Source organism: Bradyrhizobium oropedii, from assembly GCF_020889685.1.
GTDB classification, from domain to species: Bacteria; Pseudomonadota; Alphaproteobacteria; order Rhizobiales; family Xanthobacteraceae; genus Bradyrhizobium; species Bradyrhizobium oropedii.
Genome location: NZ_JACMYO010000042.1, coordinates 25,417 through 40,401, shown reverse-complemented (window position 1 = coordinate 40,401; position 14,985 = coordinate 25,417). Strand labels below are relative to the sequence as shown.

The 14,985-nt window shown below is 65.8% G+C and carries 15 protein-coding genes; 5 read left to right on the top strand and 10 right to left on the bottom strand.

What is annotated here, in order from left to right; all coding sequences use genetic code 11:
• Window positions 1-90: 90 nt before the first annotated feature.
• Entirely contained in the window at window positions 91-1,476 is a 1,386-nt protein-coding gene (locus H8A95_RS14405; RefSeq protein WP_229183730.1) for an LLM class flavin-dependent oxidoreductase, read from the top strand.
• A 139-nt stretch (window positions 1,477-1,615) separates the two neighbouring features.
• Here the strand turns inward: H8A95_RS14405 and H8A95_RS14400 are convergent, their stop codons facing one another.
• The 3 genes from H8A95_RS14400 to H8A95_RS14390 form a co-directional block, all read right to left on the bottom strand.
• Window positions 1,616-3,277 carry a thiamine pyrophosphate-binding protein gene (locus H8A95_RS14400; protein ID WP_229183729.1) on the bottom strand — a complete coding sequence of 554 codons (1,662 nt, stop codon included), beginning with the start codon at window positions 3,275-3,277 and terminating at the stop codon, window positions 1,616-1,618.
• 128 nt (window positions 3,278-3,405) lie between these two features.
• The gene (locus H8A95_RS14395; RefSeq protein ID WP_229183728.1) at window positions 3,406-3,924 is read right to left on the bottom strand and encodes a GFA family protein; all 519 of its coding nucleotides are present in this window, start codon (window positions 3,922-3,924) and stop codon (window positions 3,406-3,408) included.
• A gap of 115 nt (window positions 3,925-4,039) precedes the next feature.
• A complete protein-coding gene (locus H8A95_RS14390) occupies window positions 4,040-5,167 on the bottom strand; it encodes an alkene reductase (RefSeq protein ID WP_229183727.1) in 1,128 nt (375 codons plus the stop codon).
• A 102-nt stretch (window positions 5,168-5,269) separates the two neighbouring features.
• On the opposite strand from H8A95_RS14390, the gene H8A95_RS14385 reads away from it, so the two are divergent.
• Window positions 5,270-5,653, top strand: a complete 384-nt coding sequence (locus tag H8A95_RS14385) for a winged helix-turn-helix domain-containing protein (RefSeq protein WP_229183726.1) — start codon at window positions 5,270-5,272, stop codon at window positions 5,651-5,653.
• Window positions 5,654-5,924: 271 nt separating this feature from the next.
• On the opposite strand, the gene H8A95_RS14380 is transcribed toward H8A95_RS14385, so the two are convergent.
• Window positions 5,925-7,421, bottom strand: coding sequence for an aldehyde dehydrogenase family protein (locus H8A95_RS14380; protein WP_229183725.1), 1,497 nt, complete (start codon window positions 7,419-7,421; stop codon window positions 5,925-5,927).
• Between the two features lie 262 nt (window positions 7,422-7,683).
• On the opposite strand from H8A95_RS14380, the gene H8A95_RS14375 reads away from it, so the two are divergent.
• From H8A95_RS14375 to H8A95_RS14365, 3 genes are all read left to right on the top strand, one after another.
• Window positions 7,684-8,535, top strand: coding sequence for an SDR family NAD(P)-dependent oxidoreductase (locus H8A95_RS14375; RefSeq protein ID WP_229183724.1), 852 nt, complete (start codon window positions 7,684-7,686; stop codon window positions 8,533-8,535).
• A gap of 100 nt (window positions 8,536-8,635) precedes the next feature.
• Window positions 8,636-8,860: a hypothetical protein gene (locus H8A95_RS44145; protein WP_338027848.1), complete on the top strand. Its 225-nt coding sequence runs from the start codon at window positions 8,636-8,638 to the stop codon at window positions 8,858-8,860.
• A gap of 42 nt (window positions 8,861-8,902) precedes the next feature.
• A complete protein-coding gene (locus tag H8A95_RS14365; RefSeq protein WP_229183723.1) occupies window positions 8,903-9,280 on the top strand; it encodes a DUF2478 domain-containing protein in 378 nt (125 codons plus the stop codon).
• 109 nt (window positions 9,281-9,389) lie between these two features.
• Here H8A95_RS14365 and H8A95_RS14360 read toward each other — a convergent pair whose 3' ends face one another.
• The 6 genes from H8A95_RS14360 to H8A95_RS14335 form a co-directional block, all read right to left on the bottom strand.
• Entirely contained in the window at window positions 9,390-9,596 is a 207-nt protein-coding gene (locus H8A95_RS14360; RefSeq protein WP_024581255.1) for a hypothetical protein, read from the bottom strand.
• Between the two features lie 155 nt (window positions 9,597-9,751).
• Complete coding sequence (locus H8A95_RS14355) at window positions 9,752-10,747, bottom strand: nitroreductase family protein (protein ID WP_229183722.1); 996 nt, start codon at window positions 10,745-10,747, stop codon at window positions 9,752-9,754.
• Window positions 10,744-11,865, bottom strand: a complete 1,122-nt coding sequence (locus H8A95_RS14350) for a GNAT family N-acetyltransferase (protein WP_229183721.1) — start codon at window positions 11,863-11,865, stop codon at window positions 10,744-10,746. The genes H8A95_RS14355 and H8A95_RS14350 overlap by 4 nt, the downstream gene beginning before the upstream one ends.
• On the bottom strand, window positions 11,862-13,061 hold the full coding sequence (locus H8A95_RS14345; protein ID WP_229167222.1) for a hypothetical protein: 1,200 nt from the start codon (window positions 13,059-13,061) through the stop codon (window positions 11,862-11,864). Before H8A95_RS14345 ends, H8A95_RS14350 begins: the two co-directional genes overlap by 4 nt.
• Complete coding sequence (locus H8A95_RS14340) at window positions 13,058-13,933, bottom strand: HesA/MoeB/ThiF family protein (protein WP_229183720.1); 876 nt, start codon at window positions 13,931-13,933, stop codon at window positions 13,058-13,060. The genes H8A95_RS14345 and H8A95_RS14340 overlap by 4 nt, the downstream gene beginning before the upstream one ends.
• Entirely contained in the window at window positions 13,930-14,985 is a 1,056-nt protein-coding gene (locus H8A95_RS14335) for a hypothetical protein (protein ID WP_229183719.1), read from the bottom strand. The genes H8A95_RS14340 and H8A95_RS14335 overlap by 4 nt, the downstream gene beginning before the upstream one ends.

Here is a 14,985-nt window from a genome sequence, read left to right as displayed (position 1 = left end):
CCAAAACGTGGGAAGTCGCAACAAGTTGATGCAGGGACGCCCGGCATCGACCGGGCAGCACGGCGCAAGGTTTCGACCAAGGTTACGGCAATGACAAAACAAATCCGGCTCAACGCCTTTGCCATGAACTGCGTGGCGCATCAGTCGCCGGGGCTATGGACCCATCCGCGCGACCGCACCAAGGACTACAACAAATTGTCCTACTGGACCGATCTGGCGAAAACGCTGGAGCGCGGCCGGTTCGACGGGTTGTTCCTCGCCGACGTGCTCGGCGTCTACGACGTCTATGCCGGCAATCCGGATGCGGCGCTGCGCAACGCAGCGCAGACCCCGGCCAACGAGCCGCTGATGCTGATCCCGGCAATGGCCGCGGTAACCGAAAATCTCGGCTTCGGCGTCACCAGCAATCTCTCGTTCGAGCCGCCCTACCCGTTCGCGCGGCGGATGTCGACGCTCGACCATCTGACCGGCGGCCGGGTCGGCTGGAACGTGGTGACCGGCTATCTCGACAGCGCAGCGCGCGGCGCCGGCAAGGACAAGCAGACCGCGCACGACGACCGCTACGAGCTCGCCGACGAATATATGGAGCTGGTCTACAAGCTGTGGGAAGGCAGCTGGGAGGACGACGCCGCGATCCGCGACGTCGCGCGCGGCATCTTCACCGACCCTGCGAAGGTGCATCGCGTGCAGCACGAGGGCAACAACTACCGGCTCAACGCCATCCATCTCTCGGAGCCGTCGCCGCAGCGCACGCCGGTGCTCTACCAGGCCGGCACCTCGCCGCGCGGCCGGCAGTTCGCCGCGGAGCACGCCGAATGCGTGTTCATGTCGGGCCCGTCAGCGAAGGTGATCGGCCCGCGGGTGTCGGCGATCCGCGAGCTCGCCGCCGAGAAGGGCCGCAACGCCGCCGAGATCCTGATGTTCTCGATGATGTGCATCGTGGTGGCGCCGACCGAGGCCGAAGCCAAGGCGAAATACGCCGAGTATCGCAGCCACATCAGCCATGAGGGCGCGCTGGCGCTGATGTCGGGCTGGACTGGCGTCGACTTCTCGACCTATTCGCTCGACCAGGAGGTGCGGCACGTGCAGAACGACGCCGGCCGTTCCGCGATGGACAACGTCACCCGCGCCGACCCCGACCGGGTCTGGACCGTGCGCGAGGTCGCCGAGCATGTCGGCATCGGCGGCGCCGGCCCGGTGGTGGTCGGCTCCCCCGAGCAGGTCGCCGACAAGATCGAGCAATGGTTCGAAGACACCGGCGTCGACGGACTCAACGTCGCCTTTGCGATCTCGCCCGGCGATTTCGAGGATATCGCCGACATGCTGGTGCCGGAGCTCGTCAAGCGCGACCGCTACAAGAAAGAGTATGCGAAAGGCACGCTGCGGGAGAAGCTGTTCGGCGAGGGGCGCAGAAAGCTCAACGACACACACCCGGCGAGCCGCTATCGGGTGAAACGAAGCGCAGCGGCGGAGTAGAGGACGCTCTTCGTCCCGTCATCCTGAGGTGCGAGCGGAGCGAGCCTCGAAGGATCGACGGCCACCAGCCGGGCCGTCGACCCTTCGAGACGCGCTTCGCGCTCCTCAGGGTGACGGTGTGAGAACAAGCGTGCGCCGTTCAATTCACCGAATTGTTCACCATCACCTCGATCAGCTTCGCGCCCGGGCGGCTGAACGCCGACTTCATTGCGCCCTTCAGCTCCTGCGGATCAGTGATCTTGATCGCCTCCAGCCCGAGCGAGCGCGCGATGCCGGTGAAATCGACCGGCGGATCGATAAAATCCATGCCGACATAGTGATCGTCGCCATGGAAGGCGAGCAGGCGCTGCTTGATGATGCGGTAGCCGCCATTGTTGACGATGACGAAGGTCAGCGGCAGCTTGTGGTTGGCTGCGGTCCAGAGCGACTGGATCGAATACATCGACGAGCCGTCGCCGGAATAGCACACCACCGGCCGCTGCGGATTGGCGAGGCTGACGCCGACCGCGGCCGGCAAGCCCCAGCCGATGCCGCCTGAGGCGAGCGCGTGATAGCCGTAGCGATCGCGATGCGCGCGCAATGCGAGGATCTGCCGCGACGAGGTCAGGCCCTCGTCGACCAGGATCGCGTCGTCAGGCATCGCTTCGACGACCTGCAGTGCAAGCCAATCGGGATCGATCGGCGAGGCGTGACTGGCCTTCGAGATCTGCTCGACCAACGCCTTGCGCTTCGCCGTCCAGTTTTTTGTCGACAGCGCCGCGAGGCCCTGTTTGGCACGCGTCTCTAGCGCACCGCCGCCGAGCTCCTTCAATGCCGGGACCAGCGCGCGCAGCGTCTCCTTGACGTCGGCCTTGACCGCGATCTCCGCGCCGTAGTTCTTGGCGAGATCGCCGTCGACCAGGCCGACCTGCACGATCGAGAGCCCGTCCGGCAGCGGATCGACCTCGCTGTAGACGGACATCCGCAGCGGATCGCCGCCGAGCGCGATCAGCAGATCATGCGGCGCCAGCACATCGCGGGCGACCTTCTGCAGCCGCGCGATCGCGCCCATGAAGCTCGGGCTTTCGGAAAGGAAGTGCGAGCCGTAGGGCGTCGGCGATTGCCAGGCCGGGCAGCCCAGCGTCTCGGCAAGATCGGCTGCCTCGCGCAGCGCATCGCTTTTCACGATCTCGTCGCCGACGACGATCACCGGACGCTCGGCCTTGAGGATCCGCACAGCGAGCGCCTTCAGCGACTCCTCCGACGGCCGGACGCTGGTGTCGACCCTGGTGGAGCGGCCGAGCTCGACGCCGGCCTCCGAATTGAGGATGTCGCCCGGCAGCGAGATGAACACCGGCCCGGTCGGCGGCGTGGTGGCGATCTTGGCGGCGCGACGCACGATGCGCGGCAGGTCTTCGAGCCGCGTCACCTCGACCGCCCATTTCACCAAGGGAGTGGCCATCTGCACCAGCGGGCCGTAGAGCACCGGCTCGGTCAGGCCGTGGCCCTGCTCCTGCTGCCCGGCGGTCAGGATCAGCGGCGTGCCGGTGAAGCTGGCGTTGTAGAGCGACCCCATCGCATTGCCGAGACCGGGCGCGACATGGACGTTGCAGGCGACGAGCTTGCCCGAGGCGCGGCTGAAGCCATCGGCCATCGCGACCACCAGGCTCTCCTGCATCGCCATCACATAGGTGAGATCGGGATGGTCCTTCAGCGCATGCATGATCGGCAGTTCGGTGGTGCCGGGATTGCCGAACAGATGGGTGACGCCCTCATCCTTCAGCAGCGCCAGAAATGCCGAGCGGCCGGTAATGCGATTCATGTTCCCTCCAGGCTGTCAGCGCGTTGGCCGACGGGATCAAGGGAGATGACCAAACTTGCGCTCCGGGAGCAATCGAGCGGCCGGTCATGGCCGCATTCCGCAGGCGCGCGCCTGATGTCAGACGCGCGCTAGAACATCCCCTCGCGCTCGCTGCGCTTCTTCTTTTTCGAGCGCTGCCAGACCACGCCGGGATAGCCCTTCAGCGGCACCAGCGGCTCGCCGGTGTAGGCCCATTCCTGCAGTTCCTCGATCGCGATGTGATAGAGCGGCTGCCGGCCGGTGCGCCCCGAAAACAGCGCGCGCGGGATGTTGACCATGTGCGGCGACCGCGCACGTTCGTAGCAAATCGGCGTGCCGCAATTGGCGCAGAAGCTGCGCGCGGTCTTGGTGGCGGCATCCTCGTAGCGCGACAGCTCGCTCTCGCCTTGCGTGATGCGGAAGCGCTTGCGCCAGCTGCCGACATAAGTCGCATAGACAGCACCATGCGCGCGGCGGCTGGCGGCGGTGTGATCGTGCCAGGCCCAGCGCGCCGGCACATCGATCTCGAACCGCACCTTGCCGCACAGGCATTGGCCGGAAGCGGGCTTCGCCAGCGCCACGGGTTTGGGCTTCTTGGTCGGCGAGAGTTCGTCGTCATCCGGGAACATGTAACCACCGTCATTGCGAGCGAAGCGAAGCAATCCATCGAGCCGCGCCTGCGGAGCGATGGATTGCTTCGTCGCTTCGCTCCTCGCAATGACGCGGGTCGCGCCGGCGTCGCGTCTACGCCTGCGCCAGCTCGTCGTGCACGGGATAATCCGTGTAGCCCTTCTCCTCACCGGCATAGAAGGTGGCGCGGTTGTACTTGGTCAGGGGGTGGCCGCGCTGTAGGCGGTGCGGCAGGTCCGGGTTGGAGATGAAGTAGCGGCCGAACGCGATCGCATCGGCATGGCCTTCGGCAAGTGCGCGCTCTGCGCTGTCGCCGACGAAATTGCCGGCGGTGATCAGCACGCCGTTCCACATCGGGCGGTACAGCACCATCGCGGACGGCACGTTCTGCCAGTCGACCTCGGCTCGGCCCGTGCCCGAGGCACGCGGCTCGATGAAATGCAGATAGGCGAGCCCGAATTTGTCCAACGCCTTGATGGCGTGGCTGTAGAGCGGCATCGGATCGGCTTCGCCGCTGCCATTGGCGATGCCGTAGGGCGAGAGCCGCACGCCGACGCGATCGGCGCCCCACACCTCGGTTACCGCCTGCGTCACCTCCAGCAGGAAGCGGACGCGGTTCTCGATCGACCCGCCATACTGGTCGGTGCGCTGATTGCTGCGCGATTGCAGGAACTGCTCGATCAGATAGCCGTTGGCGCCGTGAATCTCGACGCCGTCGAAACCGGCGGCGAGCGCGTTCTTCGCGCCCTCACGATAGGCCTCGACCATCAGCGCGACCTCGTTGGTCTCGAGCGCGCGCGGTGTCTCATAGTAGACCACCTTGCCGTCCGCGGTCATGCACTTGAACTCGGAGGGGATCGCGACTGCCGACGGCGCCACCGGCAGCGCGCCATCCGGCTGGAACGAGGAATGCGAGACGCGGCCGACGTGCCAGAGCTGCAGGAAGATCAAGCCGCCCTTGGCGTGCACGGCATCCACCACCTCGCGCCAGCCCGCGATCTGGGCCTCACTGTAGATGCCGGGGACGCCGGGGTTGCCGAAGCCGGTCGCGACCACCGGCGAGGCTTCCGCAATCAGCAGGCCGCCTTGTGTGGCGCGCTGCGCATAATATTCCGCGTTCATCGGCCGCGGCACGAGGCTCGGCCGCGCCGCCCGCATCCGCGTCAGCGGCGCCATTACGACGCGATGCTTGAGCTGGTACGGACCGACCTTGAGCGGAGAGAACAGCGACGGAGGATTCATGCCTACCCCAATTAATCTTATGTGATTTCCCGTTATCTAACGGGTTCATCTTGTTCATAAAAGCGGGTAGTGGCAATCTGTTGCCACGAGAACAGGTCTCCCATGTCGAAATCGAGCGCCTCATCGCTCCCCTCCCTGAGCGTCCGCATCGACCTCGATGCCGAGGACCGGATCGGGCCGGGCAAGATCCTGCTGCTCGAGCAGATCAAGGAATGCGGCTCAATCTCGGCCGCCGGCCGCGCCATGGACATGAGCTACAAGCGCGCCTGGGACCTGGTCGACGAGATCAACCGCATTTGCCGCCAGGCGGCGGTGGAACGGCAGACCGGCGGCAAGAACGGCGGCGGCGCGGTGCTGACCCCGTTCGGCCTGTCTTTGGTGGCACGCTACCGCAAGATCGAGCGCGATGCGGCGAGCGCCGTGCGCAAGGACCTCGAGGCGCTGCGCAGCGACATCGGCAAGCCGAAGAAGGCCGCCGGGCGGTAAACGCAAGGGACCTACGGCCGTCGCAGGGACGCCTTGCGAAAATATCGAAAACAACCCCATGCAAAGTAGCCGGCTGCGGCCGGCGCTCGACAAGGCAGCTTGACGCGTCGGGCAAATCAGGGGTATATTTCTAATATTCCGAAATATTGCGGGGTGGGGTAACGAGCTTCTCTCAGCGAGCAAGCCGATCGTTGAGACCTGTACCCCCTCACCCGCCGCGCAAGAGCGCGGCGACCTCTCCCCGCAAGCGGGGAGAGGTGAGAAGCAGGCGCTAGCCCGTTTTGATCCACACTGCCTTGACGTTGAGATACTCCTCGACGTGCTGCTTGCCGGACTCGCGGCCGTAGCCGCTCATCTTGTAGCCGCCGAACGGCACCGCCGGATCCATCGCCTGATAGCAATTGACCCAGACCGAGCCGGCGCGCAGCGCCTTCGCGACCTGGTGCGCCTTGCTGACATTGGTGGTCCAGACGCCGGAGCCGAGGCCGAAGGTGGTGGCGTTGGCGCGCTTGATCAGCTCGTCCGGATCCTTGAACGAGATCGCCGAGATCACCGGGCCGAAGATCTCCTCCTGTGCGATGCGCATGTTGTCCTGCACATTGGCAAACACGGTCGGCTGCACGAAGTAACCCTTCGATAGCGCGCCCTCGGTGAGACGGCCGCCACCGGCAAGTGCCTTGGCGCCCTCCTTTTGCCCGAGGTCGAGGTAGCCCGAGACGCGGTCGAGCTGATCCTTCGACACCAGTGGGCCGATCTGGGTGTTGGGGTCGAGGCCGTTGCCGACCTGCAGCTTCTTGCCGAACTCGGCGACGCGGCCCACGAACTCGTCATAGACCTTCTGCTCGACAAACAGCCGGGTGCCGGCGCTGCAGATCTGGCCGGAATTGGCGAACACCGCCATCGCAGCCCCCGGCACCGCCGCATCGAGATCGGCGTCGGCGAACACGATGTCCGGCGACTTGCCGCCGAGCTCGAGCGACACGCGCTTGAGGTTGCCGGCCGACGCACGGATGATCGACTGGCCCGTAACGTGCGAGCCGGTGAAGGCGACTTTGTCGACATCGGGATGATTGGCGAGCGCAGCACCCGCGGTCTCACCATAGCCCGGCACGACGTTGACGACGCCGGGCGGAATGCCGGCCTCCATGCAGAGCTCACCGATGCGCAGCGAAGTCAGCGGCGATTCCTCGGCCGGCTTCAGCACCACGGTGCAGCCGGTCGCGATCGCCGGGCCGATCTTCCAGATCGAGGCGGTCAGCGGCCCGTTCCACGGGATGATGGCGCCGACCACACCGATCGGCTCCTTCAGCGTGTACGAGAAGATCTCGCCGGGCAGCGAGTTCTCGATGGTCTCACCGTGGATCGCGGTGGCTTGTCCCGCATAGTAGCGCAGCATGCCGAGCGCGCGCAGTTTGTTGCCGCGCGTGCGGCTGATCGGCGCGCCCATGTCGAGCGTGTCGAGCTGGGACAATTCCTCGAAATTGGCTTCGACCAGCTCGGCGAGCTTGAGCAGCATGTTCTGCCGCTCGAACGGCTTCACCTTGCTCCAGGGCCCTTCGAACGCACGGCGCGCCGCCGCAACCGCGCGGTTGATATCCTCGGCATCGCCTTCGGCGACCGTCGCGAGCAATTCACCGGTGGCGGGGTTATGGGTTTCGAACTTTTTGCCGGATGCGGCGTCGAGCCATTTGCCGTCGATCAGCATCTTCTTGTAGGAGCCGTCGGCATAAGGATGGCGCGTGATCGGAATAGCCTGCGAAACAGCCATGTTTGCACTCCCTGTCAAATTGTCGGCTGAGGTCTTCTGGAAGCGTTATATCGGCGATTCTACAGCGCAGACGCGCAACCGTAAAGCGGCGCCGACGTTGAAGAGGGTGGCGCGCATGAAAACCTCCCATGCGCCTGCGTGCATGGTACGCGCATTATGCTAAGGGTTTCTTGTTTGACGCATTTTCTTCACGCGAACCGGGAACCACTTCGCTTGAAAACGCTATGATAACCTCAGCCACATATGTGTCCGGAGACAACAGATGCCCCACCCCGTGATATCAGCCAATCATGTTGCCGTGATCACCGGAGGCGCATCCGGCATCGGGCTTGCTGCCGCGACGCGGTTTGCCGAAGCCGGCATGAAGGTCTGCATCGCCGATCTCGGCGATGACAGGCTGAAGGCGGCGGCGGCAAAACTGTCATCTGCGGCGCCCGGCGGCGCGGATGACATCATGACGGCTGCGGTCGACGTCAGTCGGGCCGACGAGGTCGCAAATCTCGAAGCCGCCGTCGCAAAAAGATTCGGCGGCACCGATATCCTGATGAACAATGCCGGCATCCAGCCCGGCAGCGCGATGTCCGGCCCCGCGGACAATTGGCAGCGCATCCTTGGCGTCAATCTGTGGGGCGTCATCAACGGCACGCAGGCCTTTGCCCCCAACATGATCAAGCGCGGCCGTCCGGGACTGATCATCAACACCGGCTCCAAGCAGGGCATCACCACGCCGCCGGGCGATCCCGCCTACAACGTCTCCAAGGCCGGCGTGAAGGCGTTCACCGAGGCGCTGCAACACGAGCTGCGCAACACCGACGGCTGCAAGCTTACGGCACATTTGCTGATCCCGGGCTTTGTCTTCACCGGGCTCACCGCGCGCGGCCGCACCGAAAAGCCGGCCGGCGCCTGGACATCCGAGCAGACCGTCGACTTCATGATCGAGCGCCTCGCGGCCGGCGATTTCTATATCCTTTGCCCCGACAATGACGTGCCGCGCGCGCTCGACGAACGCCGCATCCTGTGGGCCGCCGGCGACATCGTCGAGAACCGCCCGCCGCTGTCACGCTGGCACAAGGATTACGGCGATGCGTTCGCGGCGTTCGTGAAGGGGAAGTGAACGCCGCCCGTCATTGCGAGGAGCTCGCGACAAAATTGCAGAGCAATTTTGCGCTGAAGCGACGAAGCAATCCATGCATCCGTGCATGCGGAGAGATGGATTGCTTCGCTTCGCTCGCAATGACGGGAAGGCGTCGTCGGGCGCGGCCGAATTCGCGCGCACGCGCACCGGCGTCGCGGGCTGCGCCACCAGCGCTTCGCCGAGCTCGCTCTGCTGGGCGCGCGGGATCGAGAAGCAGACACTGAAGCCGTCGGATGTCGTGAGCGTCACCATGCCCTGGGCCGGATCGGTCGACTGCTCGATCACCCATGAATCCAGCGGATAGGCGTAGCGCAACGACTGGTCGCCGAAGCGGGTCTGCAACGCCTTGCTGATCAGGCCGGGCAACGTCATCACCAGCGCACCGACCTGGTTGATCGACAGGCGGATGGTTGCAGGCTCGCCCTTGCCGTCCGACGCGCTGTCGGCCGGCGCCGATCTCGTCATCATCAACCGCTTCGGCAAGCGGGAACGCGACGGCAAGGGTCTTGGCTTTGTGATCGAACGCGCGCTCGATGCCGACATTCCGGTTGTGATCGCGGTGTCACGGCAAAGCTTTGCGGACTGGATCGAGTTCGCCGGCGGCATGAGCGTGAAGCTCGCCTGCGACCGCCACGCGCTGGACGCCTGGTGGCGCAACGTCTCGCTCCGGACCGCGGCCCGGGTCGCGCCGGATCACATCACGGTCTGCGAGGCGTTCAAGTAGAGCGTCCGTCCTCGTCATTGCGAGCGAAGCGAAGCAATCCATGCCTCGGCGTGCGCGGAACGATGGATTGCTTCGTCGCTCCGCTCCTCGCAATGACGACGGAAACGTCTTACAGCGTTTCCTGCTTGTGGTCGCAGTTCTTGCAGGTGAACTTGACGCGGGACTGGCCCTTTTCCGCCTGCACCCGGTTCGGCGCACCGCACTTGCCGCAGACGGCCTCGATCCGGGTCGTGCCCTGCTTGATGACCAGGTTCCGCTTTTCCATGGTCTCGCGGATCAGGCGCTCGGCCTCCTCGCGCAACGATTGCTTCGACATCATCCCCACCGGTCATTGGTTAGCGGGCGGCGTCATAGCACGACCCCGTGAAGCTTTGACAGCGGGTATCGCGCTCTTCTTGTGAGCGCATCCTAAAGCGTTTTCGAGCGAAGTGGATACCGGTTCGCGTAAAGAAAACGCGTCAAGACAGAAATCTAGATGATGAGCTGATCGACCGACAGCCGGAAATGGCGAGGTTTCGACGGTTTTGATGGCCGGCCGACACGGAACACGTTGACCAGGCGCAGATCGGCGTCGACCTTGCCGAGCTTTCGCAGCCGATCGTTGAAGTCAGGATGGTCTGCCAGCGCCGAGATCGGACAGGCTGCGAAACCGGCGCGATCGATCTCCAGCCAGCTGCGGTAGAAGTGCCGTCCGGTCGTGAGTGGATCCTCACCGACCGGGCGGCAAAACAGGACGATCGCCGATGCCGAGGCGGTCTTGGCGCTGTCGGCAAGCAGCAATGCCGCGAGGCCGAGGCGATCCAGCGGCTTGAACAGGCCGCCGAGCACGTAACCGGCGGCGGTGGCCTCGATTGCATTCATGGCCAGTGCATCGCGGTTGAGACCGTCAAGCAGATAGTGCGGATGACCGGGCGACAGCCGCATCCATGCAAGCAGCTCGGCCCGGTAGTCGTCGTCGCGGACAAAGGAGAACTCGGCCTGGTCGGCCCACCCGGCGATATCGGCAATCGTCCGGCGATAACAGATGCAGATCAAATCGTCACGCGCCACGGCAAGCTGCACCAGTGACGCGCCGTCATCCGGCGACGCCACAAACTTGCTGCGCCATGACATGCGGCTCGCCACGTGGTCAGTCAACGGGTCGGGCGCGACACCTTGCCTGATCGCAAAGCTGCAGAGCGCGGCAAACTGCGCCGACAGTTGCTGCTCGATCGTGGTCATGGCCGTGATTGCGAAGCCGCGGCGGTTGAGCGCGAGGCTCATGCCTTCCAGCGCCGCGCCGTGCGACACCAGCACATCGTGCCCTGCGGGGTCGGCGACCGACGCGCGCACGCTGACGTCGTCGACCAGCGCCAGCCGCCCATCGCCGAGCAGTCGCCAGCGCGTCGGCTGGATGTTGTGGACGCTCGGCGCCAGCCGCGCCTCCGCGACCAGCTCGCGCAGCAGATCCGGCGTCAGCGCGCTCATGCCGCGGCCAGCCGCTTGGTGAACAGATGCAGCCGGTGCAGCGGCGTCGCGCCGGCCTTCTCGACCTGGCGCAGCGACGGGCCGTTGATGTCTGCGATCCAGGTGCCGCCGAGCGTGCGGTAGCCGGCCTCCTGCAATGCCAGCGCGGTGCGGTAGAGCATCGCGCCGTTGAGGCCGCGATTGTGCAGGTCGCGACAGACCGACTGATAGATCAGCACGGCGCGCGTGTTCAGCATGCGGTGCTGCACGAACTTGAACGGCGCCGTCGGCCCGACCCGGCCGCCGATCGCCTTGATCAGCGGATTGAGGTCGGGGATCGCGATGATCGCGCCGGCGGGGCGGCCGCGGTGGTAGACCACCGTAGAAATCCGCTTGTCGATGATCCACATCATGTCGCCGGCCTGGAACAGATATTCCGCTGCGGTCGGCGGCACGAACATCGGGTTGTCGGCGAAGCCGTCATTGAGGATCAGCCGCGCATCCTCCAACCGCACCTTGAAGGCGGAGCGCTTGATCGGCTGCCAGACGAAATCCTTGTCGGCCAGCACCGCGCGTTGCTTGTCGCTGAGCAGTTGCTCCGGCTTGCCGCCGTCGAGCGCGATCTCGAACGTCGTCATCGGGAAGGTCGCGGCATAACCGGCGCGTTCGAGATGCTGCGCGATGTGCGGCGGCGACCACATCATGTCGGTGAACGGCGCATGGTCGAAGCCGTCGGTCATGACGCCGATCTGCTGCATCGCCGTCAGATTGAAATTGCCGGCGACCCGGCTCATGCCGCGCGCCGACAGCCATTGCTCGGCGGCCCACAGCAGCGCATCGGCGACCTCGACGTCGTCGATACAGTCGAAGAAGCCGAACGCACCGTGACGCGTGCCGTGCTTGCGGTTGGAGGCATCGTGGATCGAGGCAGCGATACGGCCGACCGGTTTTCCGTCGCGATGCGCGGAAAACAGCGCATAGCGGCCATGGCCTTCGGTGACGAACGGGTTCTTTGCCGGATCGAACATCCGGTCGAAGTCGCTCCACAGCGGCGGCACGTAGAGGCTGTCGGGGCCATAGGCATTGAGGGCGGCGTCGAATGCCGATTTGCGGTCGCCCTCCCGGATCTCGAGATTCATTTGGCCTCCGGGGTCAACGCCAACAGCCGCCGCACCAGCGCCAGCGCGGTTTCGGTGGCGGGATCGGCCGCGGTCACGGGTACGGCGAGCACAATGAGGTCGAGTGGATCATGCGCGAGCACGATGACATGGGAGGCGTTGTTGGCAGTCATCAACGAGACCATGCGCTCGGCGGCCGGATCGGTCAGCGGCAACCCCCACGGCGCATCGGACCGGCGCAGCACCCGGCGCGTCGACAGGAAGTCGCGCAGCAGCGGTGGATCGTAGAGCGCAAGCTCGCTTTCGCGAAAACGCCGCGCGCTTTCAAAGATCGGATGCCGCGCAAGCTCGGCGATCAACTGCTCGCGGGTCTGCGCCGGCGAGGCCGCTACCGAATTGAGCACGCCCGGCTCCTGCGATTCGAACAGCGCCCGCAATGCGTCGGTCATCAGGCCGATGGTCAGCACGCCGGCGATCGCGACCGCGACGAACCGCACCATCTGCGCGGCATCGACGTCAGGCGCCATGAAGGCGGCCGCGAGCCCCAGAAGGCCCGAAGAGATCAGCCGCAGCGCCATCATCGCAAGCCCATGCCGGCGGGTCTCGGCGCCGCCGCCGGCGATCAGCATCACGGTCACCGTCAGCAGCGCGCCCAGCGCGCCGAGCCGGACCGGAATGTCCGGGAATAGCGTGCGGAAGTCGGTGAGGATGAACGGGATCACCACCAGCGCGCCGACCGCCATGCGGCCGATGCTGCGGTTTTCCGAAGCCATCAGCGCGGCGCGGTCGCGCGTCGCCAGCAGCAGCGCGCAGGTGGCGAAGGCCAGCAGCTGGAACAGCGCCAGCGTGATCGCATAGGGCATCACGAAACGTTGCAGCCCGAACGTGCCGCCGAGCCCGAGCAGGATGCCGCCGCCGAGCGCCGCAATCTTGACCACGCGCGGCGCATGCCGCCGCAGGATGCCTTCGGTGACGATCAGCGCGCCGAGCGGGATCAGCGCGGCCGGGATCACCGAGAGGCGGTCGAGCACAAAGCTTCCGCTCCACCACGCTAAGCCACGATCGAGGAACAGGGTCGCGATCACGCCGAGCGCGAGCAGCAGGCGGCGAGTCAGCGGGCTCTTGGGATCGCGCCGATAGAACGTCATCATCGCCACCGCGACGCCGATGGCGCCGCAGAGATTGACGATGGAATCGGCAATCACCCCTGAGGTCATTTGCCGCCCGTCAATTCGTCGATGGCGCGCCGCACCAGCGGACGCATCAGGGCGGCGACCAGCGCATTGCGCGGCTTCTCGATCGCCGGCCGATGCGGGTTGAGGAACCAGCCACGGCAATCGGTGCCGGAGGTACGGCCGAGGATCAACGCGACCACCTCATAGGCCATCAGCATGCCGGTCGAGATCACCATCGGTGCGAACGACATCCGGCTGCGGCGGCCGGCCGCGACTTCGCCGGCGATCGCGAGGTCGACATAGTTGCGCGAGGAAGAATGCAGCATCACGTGCTCGATCTCGGCGCGCATCGCCGCGCGGCGGTCGTCGTCGGTGATATCAGTCCAGTCCTTAGCCAGCGTGGGAAAACCGAGGCGCTGCTCGGGCCTGGGATCGTGCGGGCGCACCACGATCACCGACGGCAGCGGCGACATATAGGCGTCGATCACGGTTGAATCCGCGCGCTTGGCGGTCCGGTACAGGTGCACGCCGGCGGCGATATCGTCCATGCCGTTGACGATGACCGGGCAGCGCGCGGCAATTCCGGCGAGCTCGCTGGTCCAGTTCTCGCCGAGCACCTCGATCTCGATGGTCGGATTGATGCGTTTGGCGGCTTCGGCGGCGACCGCCGCCTTCTCGCGTCCGACCTCGTCGGCGAAGGCGAACACCTGGCGGTTGAGGTTGGAGACCTCGAAGCGGTCGATATCCGCGATCACGAATTTGCCGACACCGGCGCGCGCCAGCGCCATGAACGCCGCGCCGCCCATGCCGCCGACGCCGCAGACGAATACCCGCGCCTGGCGCAGCAGCTGCTGCTCGTGTTCGTCGATGAAACCGATGTTGCGGCCGGTGAAGGAGTAATAGTCGAAGTTCATCGCGCGACCCCGCTCTCCTGCCGTCGCGGCCGCAGCGTGCCGAAGGCGCGGCTGTCGTCCAGCCAGTAGACCACCGGCAGCACCAGCCGTTGCAGCGCCAGCATCGCGGATGCCGCGAGCAATGCCGGCAGCGAGCCCGAGGGCACCTCGCTCATGAGATAGCGGCGCGCCCCGGCCAGATCGACGCGGCCGAGCTGCAGCACATCGTCGCCGCGGCCGTAATCCAGCTCGCGCTCGCAGAATTCGTTGTAGACCGCGTTGCGGTGCTTCGGCGCGATCTCGAAGGTCTTCTTCAATGCGTCCGAGCCGCCGGTATAGGCGTTGGTGATGACCGAGTGCGCCTCGTCGAAGCCGGCTTCCTCGCCGACGCCGAACACCGCGCGGTGCCGTGCCATGATGCCGCGCGCGAGCTGCAGATGCGCAAAACTCTGCCGCGCGCCCGGCAATGGCGACGGGAACACGTCCGAGAAGGTGTCGCTGACCATGCCGACCACCGCCGGCACCTGGGTGACGTTGGAAATCCATTTCGGCCGCAGCCCGTCGCGCGCGAACAGCACCAGCGCGGTCAGGCCATAGAGCACCCAGGACAGCCCCTGCCCGCGCACATCGGGATCGACCATGACGAGGCCGAGATGGGTCACTTCAGCCGGCTCGCCGTCGAGCGGCACGTCCATCACCGACAGGGCGTTGAAGGCGATCGGTCGGCCGGTGTCTTCCTCCGAGATCAGCGTGATGACGGCGCGCGACAGCCGCTCGGGCTCGCCGGAGAAGATGCCGTAGGTCAGGCTCTCCTCGGGCAGCGTCTTCGCCGCGACGATGCGCAGCTGCGCGACCAGCGCGTCGAGTTCGTCCTTCGGCAGCGACAGTCCGGGCGATTCGACGATCCGGGTGCGCTGGCCGGCCTGGGTCCGCAGTGTGAGATCGATGGTCGGCTGCGACAGCGCCTTCAGCCAGAAGCCGCCATGGCTGCGCAGCCCGTCAAAGGCCGCGCGCGCCTTCGCTAGGCCCGAGCTGCCGCGCGAAGCGGGCGTGGGATTGTCGGTGGACGCCAT

Bases quoted from the DNA above. Each gene is read 5' to 3' on its own strand.
- H8A95_RS14355 (WP_229183722.1), bottom strand. From the start codon at position 10,747: ATGAGCGCGCTGACGCCGGATCTGCTGCGCGAGCTGGTCGCGGAGGCG.
- H8A95_RS14360 (WP_024581255.1), bottom strand. From the start codon at position 9,596: ATGTCGAAGCAATCGTTGCGCGAGGAGGCCGAGCGCCTGATCCGCGAG.
- H8A95_RS14345 (WP_229167222.1), bottom strand. From the start codon at position 13,061: ATGACCTCAGGGGTGATTGCCGATTCCATCGTCAATCTCTGCGGCGCC.
- H8A95_RS14335 (WP_229183719.1), bottom strand. From the start codon at position 14,985: ATGGCGTCCACCGACAATCCCACGCCCGCTTCGCGCGGCAGCTCGGGC.
- H8A95_RS14380 (WP_229183725.1), bottom strand. From the start codon at position 7,421: ATGGCTGTTTCGCAGGCTATTCCGATCACGCGCCATCCTTATGCCGAC.
- H8A95_RS14395 (WP_229183728.1), bottom strand. From the start codon at position 3,924: ATGTTCCCGGATGACGACGAACTCTCGCCGACCAAGAAGCCCAAACCC.
- H8A95_RS14400 (WP_229183729.1), bottom strand. From the start codon at position 3,277: ATGAATCGCATTACCGGCCGCTCGGCATTTCTGGCGCTGCTGAAGGAT.
- H8A95_RS14340 (WP_229183720.1), bottom strand. From the start codon at position 13,933: ATGAACTTCGACTATTACTCCTTCACCGGCCGCAACATCGGTTTCATC.
- H8A95_RS14390 (WP_229183727.1), bottom strand. From the start codon at position 5,167: ATGAATCCTCCGTCGCTGTTCTCTCCGCTCAAGGTCGGTCCGTACCAG.
- H8A95_RS14385 (WP_229183726.1), top strand. From the start codon at position 5,270: ATGTCGAAATCGAGCGCCTCATCGCTCCCCTCCCTGAGCGTCCGCATC.
- H8A95_RS14375 (WP_229183724.1), top strand. From the start codon at position 7,684: ATGCCCCACCCCGTGATATCAGCCAATCATGTTGCCGTGATCACCGGA.
- H8A95_RS14405 (WP_229183730.1), top strand. From the start codon at position 91: ATGACAAAACAAATCCGGCTCAACGCCTTTGCCATGAACTGCGTGGCG.
- H8A95_RS14350 (WP_229183721.1), bottom strand. From the start codon at position 11,865: ATGAATCTCGAGATCCGGGAGGGCGACCGCAAATCGGCATTCGACGCC.